Origin of the sequence: Methylobacillus arboreus, assembly GCF_020532725.1 — a bacterium.
Classification (GTDB): Bacteria; Pseudomonadota; Gammaproteobacteria; order Burkholderiales; family Methylophilaceae; genus Methylobacillus; species Methylobacillus arboreus.
In genome coordinates this window covers 37,411-50,948 of record NZ_JAJAVC010000007.1, presented here as the reverse complement: position 1 = coordinate 50,948, position 13,538 = coordinate 37,411, and the positions used below count along the sequence as shown (strand labels likewise).

Sequence of the window (13,538 nt, the reverse complement as noted above, 5' to 3'; positions counted from 1 at the left end):
CAGCGTTGACCATGCCGCCCGCCATGTCAATAATAGACCGGCTACAAGCTCTCGGTGCTGTACTGAACATTCAAGGTGTGTGAGCTGCCAGGCTCCACAGTCACCATATTATCCCTGACATTGGAAGACTCGACACAGAGCATATGCCGCCAGCCGTAATGGCTGCCCAGGTCGCCGATCTCGGCCGCTTTGCGTTCCCATGGCGTCCAGACCACGGTTGAACGGCTGCCCGACTTTTCAATAATGATCTTGCGCCGCAAGCCCGGGTCTTCCAACACGCAGGTAGACTCGGTATTAAGGTACACACGATCAACCTCGTCATTGAAAGTAACATCGCCAGACTGGCGCTTGAGCGCGTAATCCTCAACCTTGTCCTCGTATTCGGTATGGTCCAGGCCCAGCACTCTGACCACTTCGATATCGCTGACCTGGAAATAAGTATGCAACGCTTCGCCGATCACAAACGGTTCGCTGCCATGATTGATGGTGGTCAATGCCATCTTGAGCACCGGCCCCACATTAATCGTCAACGTGAGCTCGCAATCGTAAGGCCATTGCTTTTCCACCTGGCGGCTATCCACCAGACGCATTACCAGGCTGGTGGTATTGTCCGGCTCGGGCCTGGCATCCACGACTTCCCATGGCACGACACGGGCAAACCCATGCGGGCAGAGGGTTTCATCCGTGGGATGCGGCCCGAACCATGGCCAGCAGACCGGTACGCCGCCACGAATTGAGCGCCCGGCAACAAACCGTGCCTGATCGGACAGCCACAGCACCGGCGCCTCGTCATGCCGCGGATTCCATTGCATGACATGCCCACCCTGCAAGGCAACCTTGGCAGTGGCGTGCGGATTTTCAATCTCCAGCGTCACCAGGCCGTTAAGATCGGCGGAAAAATGGATTTTATGCCCGACCCCGTACCGGGCATTCAATTCGTGTACTGATTGCATACGCTCTTATTAATCTAATTAATGAATTCTTATTATTATTTTTCGTACCGCTTACTTCTCGATCTGGCTAACGTCGCGCACAGCTCCTCTCGCGGCTGAAGTGCTCATGGCAGCATACGCACGTAATGCAACGGATACATGGCGCTGGCGGTTGACCGGCTTCCAGGCATCCTTGCCTCGTGCCTCCATCGCGGCACGCCTGTGTGCCAGTACTTCATCCTTGACAGCCAAGTGGATGGTACGGTTCGGAATATCAATCTCGATGATGTCATTTTCTTCCACCAACCCAATGGCGCCGCCTTCTGCCGCCTCCGGCGAAGCATGGCCGATGCTCAGGCCGGAAGTGCCGCCCGAGAATCTTCCATCGGTGAGCAATGCACAAGCCTTGCCCAGGCCCTTGGACTTGAGGTAGCTCGTAGGGTAAAGCATTTCCTGCATGCCCGGGCCGCCACGCGGTCCTTCGTAGCGGATGATGACAATATCGCCGGCCTCGATCTTGTCGGCAAGAATCCCTGCCACGGCATCGTCCTGGCTTTCAAAGATACGCGCCCGCCCGGTGAACTTGAGGATGCTGTCATCCACACCGGCTGTCTTCACAATACAGCCATCCAACGCGATATTGCCGTAAAGCACGGCCAGGCCGCCATCCTGTGAGTAGGCATGTTCCTTGTTGCGTATGCAGCCTTCGTTGCGGTCTGTGTCCAGATCAGGCCAGAGCATGGACTGGCTGAAGGCGATCGTGGTTGAAATGCCGCCCGGCGCAGCACGGTAGAACTTTTTTACATCCTCATCCGTAGTGGTTGTGATGTCCCACTTGTCCAGCGCATCGCCCAGGCTGGGGCTGTGTACAGTAGGCGTATCTCGGTGGATCAGCCCCGCACGGCTCAACTCACTCAAAATGCCCATTACACCGCCCGCACGGTGCACATCCTCCATATGGTATTTGGCCGTGGCAGGCGCCACCTTGCAGACGCAAGGCACACCGCGCGAGATACGGTCGATGTCCGCCATGGTGAAATCCACCTGGGCCTCGTGCGCCGCTGCCAACAAATGTAATACGGTATTGGTGGAACCGCCCATGGCCACATCCAGGCTCATGGCATTTTCAAATGCATGCAGGTTGGCAATGCTGCGTGGCAGCACGCTTTCGTCATCCTGCTCATAGTAACGCTTGGCGATTTCCACAACCAGGCGGCCTGCCCTGAGGAACAAATCCTTGCGCGCGGCATGCGTTGCCAGCGTCGAGCCATTGCCAGGCAAACTCAAGCCCAAGGCCTCGGTAAGACAGTTCATGGAATTGGCAGTAAACATCCCGGAACAGGAGCCACAAGTCGGGCAGGCAGAGCGCTCAATCGCATCAGACTCTTCATCAGACACATTGCTGTCGGCAGCCGCCACCATGGCATCCACCAGGTCAAGCTTGTGGATGTTGCCCTGCCAGTTGACCTTGCCGGCTTCCATCGGGCCGCCGGAAACAAACACGACAGGAATATTGAGACGCAAGGCCGCCATCAGCATGCCCGGGGTGATCTTGTCGCAGTTGGAGATGCAGACAAGCGCATCTGCACAGTGCGCATTGACCATATATTCCACAGCATCCGCAATCAGGTCGCGGCTAGGCAGGCTGTACAGCATGCCGCTGTGGCCCATGGCGATGCCGTCGTCGACGGCAATGGTATTGAATTCCTTGGCAACGCCGCCAGCACGCTCGATCTCGCGCGCCACCAGCTGCCCCAGGTCCTTCAAGTGCACGTGCCCAGGCACAAACTGGGTAAAGGAATTGGCAATGGCAATGATAGGCTTCTGAAAGTCGTCTTCCTTCATCCCGGTGGCACGCCAAAGGGCGCGTGCGCCTGCCATGTTACGGCCATGGGTGGAGGTTCTGGAGCGGTATTGCGGCATAAAAACCCTAAACTAAACGTATAATTAGGAGATTTTACTCCAATCCAAGGGCCAATCCCAATGCTTGTTCACCCACAATTTGATCCGGTCGCCATTCATCTGGGCTCATTCGGCATCCATTGGTATGGCCTGATGTACCTTATCGGGTTCCTGGCCTTCCTCTGGCTGGGAAAATGGCGTATCCAACACCAAACCTGGTGGAGCCAATCAGGCTGGACAACCAAAACGCTCGACGATGCCCTGTTCTATGGCGCACTGGGCGTCATCCTGGGCGGCAGGCTGGGTTATGCCCTGTTCTACCAGGGCAGCTACTACCTTTCCCATCCACATGAAATTCTCTTCCTCTGGCAAGGCGGCATGTCCTTCCATGGCGGCTTCATCGGCGTCATGATCGCCATGTGGCTGTTCGCCAGGAAACGCGGCTTGACCTTCCTGGGCATCATGGACTTCGTCGCACCATTGGTGCCTGTCGGTCTCGGTGCCGGACGCATGGGCAACTTCATCAATGGCGAACTATGGGGCCGCGCCAGCGATGTTCCCTGGGCCATGGTCTTCCCGCAAATAGACAACGTTGCACGTCATCCTTCCCAACTCTACGAATTCCTCCTGGAAGGCGTCGTGCTCTTCATCCTGCTCTGGTGGTATTCGAGCAAACCGCGCGCAAGGGGATCAGTTTCTGCGCTATTCCTCATCGGCTACGGCGGCTTCCGCTTTCTGGTCGAGTTCACGCGTCAACCTGATGATTTCCTCGGGTTGCTGTCGCTCGGCCTGAGCATGGGGCAGTGGCTGAGCTTGCCTATGGTAATTGCGGGAGTATGGTTGATGATTGTGAGCTTGCGGCAGCCATCGCAAGTCTGATCATTGAACCTAGGAATGGTAAACAAGCATTCATTGCCAAACCTGCGGCGTAACATGGTGACAATAGGGGCACACGGTGCTATTGCACCACCCGAACCCGGAAAAACATCCTAATCAGTCCATGCTCAACCAAGCGGCGCTCCGGTTAAACTGGATGTCATGCGGAATCCTCAGCCTGTGCCGTGCCAACATTTGTGAGGTAAAGCACTATGTCAAAAACATCTAGGGACGTCACCATCCAGATGCCATCTGGTGGAAGCAGAATGGTGATTAACGTAGCAGCCAAGCAACCACGCGCCATCCCCGCCAGTTAAGTTCCAAACTGTACCCTAAAAATTCCCCTACTTCTGTATCTGGTTTCCTTCCGTTTGCTCCCTTACGATTGCTGTAATCGTCATTGTGTATTCATGGCCCATGCGTGAAAAAACGCGCAGGCCTAACTGTCAGGATCAAGTAGAGAACCTATGTCACAACCAAAAGCAGCCATCAAGCCATATCACCACCCTGCCGCAGGCTGGGGGGCGTTGAAGCAAGTCGCAGCCCAACTTGCATTGCAGAAGATTCCCGTCAAGGGCATCACCACCCTGTTGTCGCAAAACCAGCCCGATGGCTTTGACTGCCCAGGCTGTGCCTGGCCGGACAAGGAACACACTTCCACCTTTGAATTCTGCGAAAACGGCGTCAAGGCAGTGGCGGCTGAAGCGACCGCCAAGCGTGTGCCGCCTGCCTTCTTCGCAAAGCACACCGTCACTGAACTCATGGAGTGGAGCGACTTTGACCTTGAAGGTGAAGGCCGCCTGACCAACCCCATGCGCTATAACGCGGCCACAGACAAATATGAGGAAATTTCCTGGGACGGCGCATTCGGGTTGATAGCGCAACACCTGAATGCGCTTGACGATCCAGACGAGGCGATTTTCTACACCTCCGGTCGTGCAAGCAATGAAGCGGCGTTCCTCTATCAATTGTTCGTGCGTGAATTCGGCACCAACAACTTCCCGGATTGTTCCAACCTCTGCCACGAATCCACCAGCATGGCGTTGCCGCCTACCGTGGGCATCGGCAAGGGTTCAGTAACATTGCATGACTTCGAGCATGCCGACACCCTGCTGATCTTCGGCCAGAACCCTGCCACCAACCATCCGCGCATGCTGGGTGAGTTGCGTGAAGCCTCCAAGCGCGGTGCGCGCATCGTGGCGATCAACCCGCTGAAGGAACGCGGCCTGGAGCGCTTCGCCGACCCGCAAAGCCCGTTCGACATGTTGTCGTTCAAGGGCAGCAAGATCAGCGATATGTTCATCCAGCCCAAGCTGGGCGGCGACCTGGCCCTGGTCAAGGGCATGATCAAGTTCGTGATCCAGTGGGACGACGAAGCCATCAAGAATGGCACAGAGCGTGTCGTGGATGTGGAATTCATCCAGCAGCATACCAATGGCTTTGAAGCCATTGCAGCAGATGCACGCAATGAAAGCTGGGACCTGATCGTCGAAGAATCCGGCGTGCCACTGGCGCAGATCGAGGAAATTGCCCGCATCTATGCCACCGGCGACCGCGTGATCTCCACCTGGGGCATGGGCATCACTCAGCACAAGCATGGCGTGGCCACTATCAAGACCCTGGTCAATCTCATGTTGTTGCGCGGCAATATCGGCAAGGAAGGCGCCGGCCTCTGCCCAGTACGCGGCCACAGCAACGTGCAGGGCAACCGCACTGTGGGCATCTACGAAAAGATGCCATTGGCCTTCCTCGAAAGCCTAGAGCGCGTGTTCGACATTAAGGTGCCCAAGGAGCCGGGTTACGATGCAGTGTCTGCCATCCAGGCCATGATCGACGGCAAGGCCAAGTTCTTCTTCGCGCTGGGCGGCAATTTCTCGATTGCCACGCCCGACACTGATCGCACCTGGGATGGCCTACGCAATTGCGATCTCACCGCCCATGTCACGACCAAGCTCAACCGCAGCCATCTGGTTCACGGCAAGGAAGCGCTGATCCTGCCATGCCTGGGCCGCACCGAGATCGACAACCAGGAAACCGGGCCGCAAGGCGTGACCGTGGAAGATTCCATGAGCATGGTGCATATCTCCTACGGCATGAACAAGCCGGCATCGCCACATCTGTTGTCCGAGCCCGCGATCGTCGCCCGCATGGCCCATGCCACGCTCAAGAACAGCAAGACCCCATGGCTGGAATACATCAAGGATTACAGCAAGATCCGCGATGTCATCGAGCAGACCATGCCAGCGCTGTTCAAAAACTATAACGAACGCATCAAGCATCCAGGCGGCTTCCGCATGCCTGTACCTTCAAGCGAGCGTGTCTGGATCACGCCTTCCGGCAAGGCTGAGTTCACAGTGCATGAAATCCCGCGCAACTCGCCTATCCACCAGGCGCGCGAGCAATACGGCGACCAAATGTTCGTCCTGATGACCACCCGCTCACACGACCAGTACAACACCACGATCTACGGCATGGATGATCGTTACCGCGGCGTGTTCGGCCAGCGCCGTGTCGTGTTCATGAATCCGGAGGATATCAAGCGCATGGGACTCAAGGCGGGCGACTGGGTCAACCTGATCAGCGTCTGGCAGGATGGCATCACCCGTCGGGCCGACAACTTCCTGGTCGTGACCTATGACATCCCACAAGGTTGCCTGGGAGGCTATTACCCGGAAACCAACAACCTGGTGCCATTGGAAAGTGTTGCCGATCTTTCCCACACGCCAACTTCCAAGTCGATTCCCGTCATTATCGAAAAGACCGTCGCGGCAGAGGTATCCAATGCTGCTTGATCATGACCATGCCGAACACGAGGAGGTGGATGCCAACTTTGATCACGGACAACTGGACCAAAGCGCCGTGCTGATGCTGGGGATCCTGGAATTGCTGCATGCCGAGCATGAAGAGGGACGCGCACGTGTGTCCCTGGCCGCGATCTGCAAACGGCTGGGCATCCGCATGAGCACGCTGCAACGCCTCATGACCGCGCTCACCGAGCAGGAACTGGTTGAAGTTTCCACCGAGAAAGAGCGCCTGGTAGCGGCATTGACAGCAAGCGGCGAAGAAATTTCCCAGGCCTTGCAGGTCGCATAAGCTTCATGCGCCAGCCAGCCGGCTGGCAAAACACAAACCGCGTCGGCAGGCGGCTGGAGTACAATGGCAGGCATCAAGGACTCGACTCTCCCCGGCTTACCATGAAGCTTTATGTCTCGTTTGCTGCCCGCATACGCGCGATGATTGATGAAGGCGTTCTGCGGCCCGGCGACAAGATATTCTCCGTACGCCAGGCCAGCCAGAAATATGGGGTCAGCATCAGCACTGTGCTACGCGCCTACCTGCTATTGGAACAGGAAGGCATCATCAGCAGCCATCCCCAGTCCGGCTACTACGTCACACCACGCAAACGCCTGCAGCAGCGCGGTTCGCCGCTTGCCAAGGACATCAACCTCTCCGAGGTGGACGCAAGCAAGCTGGTACTCACCACGCTCAAATCCATCCGCGAGTTCGGCACTGTGCCACTGGGCTCGCCATTCCCGGATCCGCAGCTGTTCCCGCTCAAGAAAATCCACCAGTATGAAAAAGCCCTGACCGATGATGAAGGCGAATGGGGGATATTGAGCGACTTGCCGCCAGGCAATGAAATGCTGCGCCAGCAGATTGCCCGGCGCTATCTTGTCTATGGCATGGACGTTTCGCCTGACGACATTGTCATCACCCATGGCGCCACGGAGGCCATCACGCTTTGCCTGCAGGCAGTGACCAAGGCTGGCGACATCATTGCACTGGAAGCACCGGGCTATTATGCGCTTGCGCACACCGTGGAGCGGTTAGGCATGAAGGTTGCCGAGCTGCGCACCGACCCTGAAACCGGGATAGACCTCGATGCCTTGCGCGCCACGACAGACAATGTCCGGATTGCGGCCGTGGTGCTCACCACCACTTTCCAGAATCCGCTGGGCTTCGTCATGCCGGATGAGAAAAAACAAACCTTGGTGGAGTTCCTGGCAGAGCAACAGATTCCACTGATCGAGGATGACGTCTACAGCGAATTGTATTTTAGCGAAACCGCCCCCAAGCCGGCCAAGGCATTTGATCGCTCGGGCCTGGTGCTACATTGTTCCTCGTTTTCAAAATCACTGGCACCGGGTTATCGCGTCGGCTGGACCACTGCCGGGCGCTACCGGCAGGAGGTAGAACGGCTGATGTTCCTCAACAGCCTGTCGTTGCCTTCGGCACCGCAGATCGCCATTGCCAAGTTCATGCAGCGCGACAGCTTCGAGCAGCACCTGAAACAGTTGCGCCACACCTTGCGCTCGCAATACATCCTGATCCGCAACGTGATCGAGGAAAGCTTCCCTCCCGGCACGCAGCTCTCGGTGCCCAAGGGCGGATACGTGATCTGGGTACAATTGCCGCCGCAGCTGGACTCGCTCAAGCTTTACCGTGCCGCGATTGATAATGGCATTACCGTGGCGCCCGGCACCATCTTCTCGCGCAAGAAAGACCTCACCCACTATATCCGCCTCAACTTCAGCCATTTGTGGACATTGGCCATCGAACAGGCGGTGCGCAACGTGGGAATACTAGCCTGCGAAATGCTGGCAGGCACTGAGCAGAACTAGTCAAAGACTATTATCTGCACTGCCCCCTCAACAGCAGCGCTTTATCCCGTCCCACTTTTCATCCTGCCACGCCTTGAAAAATGCCTCCCGCGACAAAGGCGGGGCCTGGTGCCGGTGCTTTTTCTGATTGGCGGCATACAAACGCAGGTAACGCTCATAGGCATCGTCACCGGATACCTGGCGCAAAAAACGCCAGGTACGGTTCAAGGCTGGACGGAAAAACCGCAACATCAGTCGCGCACCCACGCTGAATCCAGTTGCGTCTGGACATAGGGCGCTTCAATCATGGGACGTACCGGCTTGCCGCTCAGGCTGCGGTAGCTCACGCGCAGCATATCCAGGATCACGATCCAGAGCACCACGACAAAAAACAATGTCAGCGCAGCATCAAGCTGCTGATTGAAAATAAGCTGGGGAGCGACAGCGGCTTTATCTGGCGGCAGCAAGCCTGCAGCCAGCTTGGCCGACATATCGTTGGCCGCCGCGAGGAAGCCGATACGCACATCATCGCTGGTGATCTTCTCCCAGGCTGCGCTCGTGGTTACCAACACCAGCCAACTCAACGGCAGCGCAGTGACCCAGGCATATTTCAGGCGGCCGGACTTGATCAGGATGCCGGTCCCTACCGAAAGCGCAATCGCCGCCAGCATCTGGTTGGAGATGCCAAACAAAGGCCAGAGGATATTCACGCCGCCGTTCGGGTCAATCACGCCGATATAAAGGAAATAACCCCAACCGGCCACCACAATGGCACTGGTCAGCAATACCGATGGATACCATGATGTCTGCCCCAGCTTGGGCCAGAAGTTACCCAGCATATCCTGCAGCATGAAGCGCCCAACCCGGGTGCCCGCATCCAGCGTGGTCAGGATGAATATCGCCTCGAACATGATGGCAAAGTGATACCAGAGTGCAAGCAGGTGCTGGCCAAATGCGCTGCCGAAGATGCTTGCCATGCCCACCGCAAGCGAAGGCGCGCCGCCGGTTCTGGCGAACAAGGTTGCCTCGCCCATCTGGCGCGCGAGTATTTCCATCTGTTCCACGGTCACCGGGAACCCCCAGCTTGAAATAGTCGCCACGGCATCAGCCGCTTCCTTGCCGACGAGGCCGGCCGGGCTGTTGATGGCAAAGAAGACGCCTGGATCAAGCACCGTGGCCGCAATCATCGCCATGATAGCAACAAACGATTCGAGCAACATCGCGCCATAACCTATCATGCGGATATCGGCTTCGCTGGCAATCAGCTTGGGCGTGGTGCCGGACGCAATCAAGGCATGGAAGCCGGAGACCGCACCACAAGCAATGGTGATGAACACAAATGGGAACAGGCTGCCGCCGAAGATTGGCCCGGTGCCGTCAATAAACTGGGTAAGCGCAGGCATCTTCACTTCAGGCTGGAGCAGGATGATCGCAATCGCCAGCAGGAAGATGGTGCCAAGCTTCATGAAGGTAGAAAGATAATCGCGCGGCGCCAGCAGCAGCCATACCGGCAGGATGGCAGCAGCGAAGCCATAAGCAATCACCCACCAGGCCAGGCTGAGCCCGTCATGGTCGAACAGGCCGCGCAGGAAAGCGTGCTGGTCGATATAACCGCCGCCAAACACCGAGAGCAAGAGCAACACCACCCCCAGCACGGAAGCTTCCAGCACACGTCCTGGCCGGAAATGGCGCATGTAAATGCCCACTATCATGGCAATCGGTATGGTAGCAGCCACTGTCGAGGTCGCCCATGGGCTATGCTTCATGGCGTTGACCACCACCAGCCCGAGCACGGCAATCAGGATCACCATGATGGTGAAGGTACCCACCAGCGCGGCAAAGCCGCCGATAGGGCCTAATTCCTCCCGTGCCATTTGCCCCAGGCTGCGGCCATTGCGACGCGTGGAGAGGAACAAGGTCACCATATCCTGCACGGCACCGCCAAGCACCGCGCCCACCAATATCCACAATGTGCCGGGCAAATAGCCGAACTGCGCGGCGAGCGTTGGCCCCACCAGCGGCCCGGGGCCGGCAATAGCTGCGAAATGATGGCCGAACACCACCCATTTGTTGGTGGGCACATAATCGCGGCCGTTATCCAACCTCTCCGCCGGGGTAGCGCGGCTGGCGTCCACTACCAGCACGCGGGCCGCTATCCATGCAGCATAAAAACGGTAGGCAATCGCGAATATACAGACTGCGGCAGCTATGAACCACAACGCATTAATGCTCTCGCCACGGTGCAGGGCAATGCCGCCCACCGCGGCAGCGCCGACAATAGCGACTGCGAACCAAGCCAATAATTGTAAGGTTTTATTCATTTAGGTTTATGATATGTCCCAATATTGCCCGCCAGTATAAAACCAAACCTGCAGGCTGAGAGCCTATTCACACTCTTTTCATGAGGCTCGTTGCCCCGGCAGGGTAGTCGATACAAGGCGCAAACCGCAGACGGGCTTGTTGCCCGGCGAGGATTTGCAACGCAGCAGCGGCTGCGCTGCCGGGACAACCCAGAGGGCATAGCTTCAAAACGCGCCCGCTCTGCGTTGCAGTCCTTGGCAAGGCAATGAGCATACCTGCGGACTGCGCCTTGATCGGACGCGTTTTGAAGCCATGCGTGCCTCTATGAAAAGAGGGTGAACAGGCTCTGAAAAACCGGCCGGAATAGATATTGCTAGTATTTGCACCCAAACCAACAATTGTGAGAGATAAGCATGAAATCAAGCTGTGTTAGCCTGTTGGCCTTGCTGGCCCTCAGCCTGCCTGCATGGGCAGCGCCAGATGAAGCGCAACCGATCGAAACCACAACCGCGAGCGGAGACAAGATTCTGCTGCATCCGAATGGCAAGTGGGAATATGTGGACAAGGTGAAAAAAGCCGAGGCCGACAAAATTGCCAAGGAATACCCGGAAAACAAGGGTTGCCCACCCGGCACCCAGGGCGGCCTATTTGGCTTTGGGCGCTGCATCCCGCCGGGTGACAAGGATTTCAACCGCGGCTCCATGAGCGGCAAGGGCCGCTAAGCCAACCACAGTGGCAACAGCATGCTTGCCCGGTCAATCCATAGGCACCGAAAGGTGCCTCATGCCAATATGATGAGGTCGACCTGCAACCCGTAACACCCAAACAACCCGCATTTCTGCTACGCCAGCTATGGCCGCTATTGCGGCCTTATCGCTGGCAAATTCTGCTTGCCTTTCTCCTGCTATGCCTGGCATCCGCGGCATTATTGCTGGTACCGCTGGCATTTCGCGACCTGATCGACCTCGGCTTTGATTCCAATGCCTCCAGCGCCGACATCGAGTCCAGCCTCAGCCGGCACTTTATATTATTGACGGGATTGGCGGCATTCTGGGCATTGGCAGTCGCCTGCCGCTATTACACGGTTTCATGGGTGGGCGAACGCGTCACGGCAGATTTGCGCAGCCAGGTCTATCAACGCGTGCTGACACAATCGCCGCAATTCTTTGAAACATTACAGACCGGCGAAGTGCTTTCGCGCCTGACCGCGGACACGACCCTGATCCAGACCGTGGTGGGAAGCTCGGCATCCATGGGGCTGCGCAGCCTGATCCAGTTCGTCGGCGGCATGACCATGCTGGCCCTGACCAGCTGGTACCTGTTTTCGCTCAACCTCGGGCTCATGCTACTGGTGACCGTGCCCGTACTGCTGATCGGACGCAAGGTAAAACACCTTTCACGAGAATCACAGGACAGGATTGCCGACAGCTCAGCGATGGCAGGGGAAATTCTCAATGCCATGCCTACCGTGCAATCCTATACCCAGGAACACCGTGAAACCGACCGCTTCCGCAATAGCGTGGAAGTCAGCTTCACAACCGCAGTGCGCCGCATTCGCGTACGTGCCGCCCTTGCCGCCGCCGTCATTGCCGGGATCAGCGCTGCCATTATTTTCGTATTGTGGATCGGTGCACGCCAGGTCGGCAGCGGCGAGCTTTCTGGCGGGCAACTCGCCTCCTTCATCCTTTATGCCGCCCTGGTAGCTGGCAGCGTCAGCACCATGGCCGAGGTCTGGGGCGATATCATGCGTGCCGCCGGCGCTACGGGACGCTTGCTGGAATTGCTGAACGCCCAGTCCCCAATTAAAAACCCGGACATGCCGCACAACCTGGAGAATCGTACGCAGGCCTCCATTACACTGGACGAAGTAAGCTTTTACTATCCGGCAAGACCTGGCCAGCCTGCGTTGGACAAGGTATCGCTACAAATCAGTGCAGGAGAAACTATTGCCTTGGTCGGCCCGTCTGGCGCAGGAAAATCCACGCTGTTCCAGCTACTGCTGCGCTTTTATGACATCCATCATGGACGGATTGCCATCAACGGCCAGGATATACGCTCTCTCAAGCTGGAGGACTTGCGCGGCATGATTGCCCTGGTGCCGCAAGACCCTGTGATATTTTCCACCAGTGCCTTGGAGAATATCCGCTACGGCAGGCCGCAAGCCAGCGACGAGGAAGTCAGGCAAGCTGCCATGGCCGCCAATGCCGCCGAGTTTATCGAGCAATTGCCGCAAGGCTACGATACCTTCCTCGGTGAACGCGGCACCCGGCTCTCGGGCGGTCAGCGCCAGCGGCTTGCCATTGCGCGCGCCATGCTCAAGAACGCGCCCATCCTGTTGCTGGACGAAGCCACCAGCGCCCTGGATGCGGAATCGGAAATCCTCGTGCAACAAGGCCTGGATGCCGCGATGCAGGGCCGTACCACATTGATCATCGCCCACCGCCTGGCCACGGTACAGAATGCCGACCGCATCGTCGTGCTGGAGCGTGGGCATATCGTGGAAACCGGCACGCCAGCCGAGCTTCGCCAGCAGTCCGGGCTATACAGCCGTCTTGCCCGCCTGCAATTCGACTTGCAAGCACAGCATGCACCGCATGAGGACAATTAGCCCATAAAATGCACTCCCACCGTGCATCACATCTCCATTGCCATTAGCGCAAACGTCACCACTGTTTTTGCTGTAACCCTGCGTCCAGTATGGATTTCAACCTAATTCCCCACACCCTGGCATGGCTGTTGCTTGAATGACAGCGAGCATAGACAGCAAAGTTGCTGTTGCAGTGCATCGAAACACAATACTTGGTTCCCAATGGCGGGAGCCAAACAGTAAATAGAAGTATCAGGGCCAGTGCTGGCCCACGCGGACAAAGGCGTCCTTGCCTGATGAGTTTACCTCATCGGCAGGACGCCTTTTTTATTGCCTGAA

At 57.3% G+C, this 13,538-nt stretch carries 10 protein-coding genes; 6 read left to right on the top strand and 4 right to left on the bottom strand.

Annotation, left to right across the window (positions count from 1 at the left end):
- Nucleotides 1-41 precede the first annotated feature (41 nt).
- Entirely contained in the window at nt 42-953 is a 912-nt protein-coding gene (locus LG198_RS10220; RefSeq protein WP_230343086.1) for a D-hexose-6-phosphate mutarotase, read from the bottom strand.
- Between the two features lie 51 nt (nt 954-1,004).
- Nucleotides 1,005-2,855 (bottom strand): dihydroxy-acid dehydratase, encoded by a 1,851-nt coding sequence (gene ilvD, locus LG198_RS10215; RefSeq protein ID WP_230343085.1) that lies wholly within the window; start codon nt 2,853-2,855, stop codon nt 1,005-1,007.
- Nucleotides 2,856-2,915: 60 nt separating this feature from the next.
- Between ilvD and lgt the strand changes: the two genes are divergently transcribed.
- The 4 genes from lgt (at nt 2,916) to LG198_RS10195 (ending at nt 8,332) form a co-directional block, all read left to right on the top strand.
- Nucleotides 2,916-3,713 (top strand): prolipoprotein diacylglyceryl transferase, encoded by a 798-nt coding sequence (gene lgt, locus LG198_RS10210; protein ID WP_230343084.1) that lies wholly within the window; start codon nt 2,916-2,918, stop codon nt 3,711-3,713.
- Nucleotides 3,714-4,177: 464 nt separating this feature from the next.
- Nucleotides 4,178-6,502 (top strand): FdhF/YdeP family oxidoreductase, encoded by a 2,325-nt coding sequence (locus tag LG198_RS10205; RefSeq protein ID WP_230343083.1) that lies wholly within the window; start codon nt 4,178-4,180, stop codon nt 6,500-6,502.
- Nucleotides 6,492-6,803, top strand: a complete 312-nt coding sequence (locus LG198_RS10200; RefSeq protein WP_230343082.1) for a methyltransferase family protein — start codon at nt 6,492-6,494, stop codon at nt 6,801-6,803. Before LG198_RS10205 ends, LG198_RS10200 begins: the two co-directional genes overlap by 11 nt.
- 101 nt (nt 6,804-6,904) lie before the next feature.
- On the top strand, nt 6,905-8,332 hold the full coding sequence (locus tag LG198_RS10195) for an aminotransferase-like domain-containing protein (RefSeq protein WP_230343230.1): 1,428 nt from the start codon (nt 6,905-6,907) through the stop codon (nt 8,330-8,332).
- 27 nt (nt 8,333-8,359) lie between these two features.
- Here the strand turns inward: LG198_RS10195 and LG198_RS10190 are convergent, their stop codons facing one another.
- Both LG198_RS10190 and LG198_RS10185 read right to left on the bottom strand, forming a co-directional pair.
- Nucleotides 8,360-8,578: a CstA-like transporter-associated (seleno)protein gene (locus LG198_RS10190; RefSeq protein ID WP_407659188.1), complete on the bottom strand. Its 219-nt coding sequence runs from the start codon at nt 8,576-8,578 to the stop codon at nt 8,360-8,362.
- Nucleotides 8,563-10,632, bottom strand: coding sequence for a carbon starvation CstA family protein (locus tag LG198_RS10185; RefSeq protein ID WP_230343081.1), 2,070 nt, complete (start codon nt 10,630-10,632; stop codon nt 8,563-8,565). The genes LG198_RS10190 and LG198_RS10185 overlap by 16 nt, the downstream gene beginning before the upstream one ends.
- Before the next feature lie 393 nt (nt 10,633-11,025).
- On the opposite strand from LG198_RS10185, the gene LG198_RS10180 reads away from it, so the two are divergent.
- Together LG198_RS10180 and LG198_RS10175 are read left to right on the top strand one after the other, a co-directional pair.
- Entirely contained in the window at nt 11,026-11,334 is a 309-nt protein-coding gene (locus tag LG198_RS10180) for a hypothetical protein (protein WP_230343080.1), read from the top strand.
- Between the two features lie 140 nt (nt 11,335-11,474).
- Entirely contained in the window at nt 11,475-13,220 is a 1,746-nt protein-coding gene (locus LG198_RS10175; RefSeq protein ID WP_328485379.1) for an ABC transporter transmembrane domain-containing protein, read from the top strand.
- The last annotated feature ends 318 nt before the right edge of the window (nt 13,221-13,538 follow it).

Bases quoted from the DNA above. Each gene is read 5' to 3' on its own strand.
- LG198_RS10220 (WP_230343086.1), bottom strand. From the start codon at position 953: ATGCAATCAGTACACGAATTGAATGCCCGGTACGGGGTCGGGCATAAA.
- ilvD (WP_230343085.1), bottom strand. From the start codon at position 2,855: ATGCCGCAATACCGCTCCAGAACCTCCACCCATGGCCGTAACATGGCA.
- lgt (WP_230343084.1), top strand. From the start codon at position 2,916: ATGCTTGTTCACCCACAATTTGATCCGGTCGCCATTCATCTGGGCTCA.
- LG198_RS10205 (WP_230343083.1), top strand. From the start codon at position 4,178: ATGTCACAACCAAAAGCAGCCATCAAGCCATATCACCACCCTGCCGCA.
- LG198_RS10200 (WP_230343082.1), top strand. From the start codon at position 6,492: ATGCTGCTTGATCATGACCATGCCGAACACGAGGAGGTGGATGCCAAC.
- LG198_RS10195 (WP_230343230.1), top strand. From the start codon at position 6,905: ATGAAGCTTTATGTCTCGTTTGCTGCCCGCATACGCGCGATGATTGAT.
- LG198_RS10185 (WP_230343081.1), bottom strand. From the start codon at position 10,632: ATGAATAAAACCTTACAATTATTGGCTTGGTTCGCAGTCGCTATTGTC.
- LG198_RS10180 (WP_230343080.1), top strand. From the start codon at position 11,026: ATGAAATCAAGCTGTGTTAGCCTGTTGGCCTTGCTGGCCCTCAGCCTG.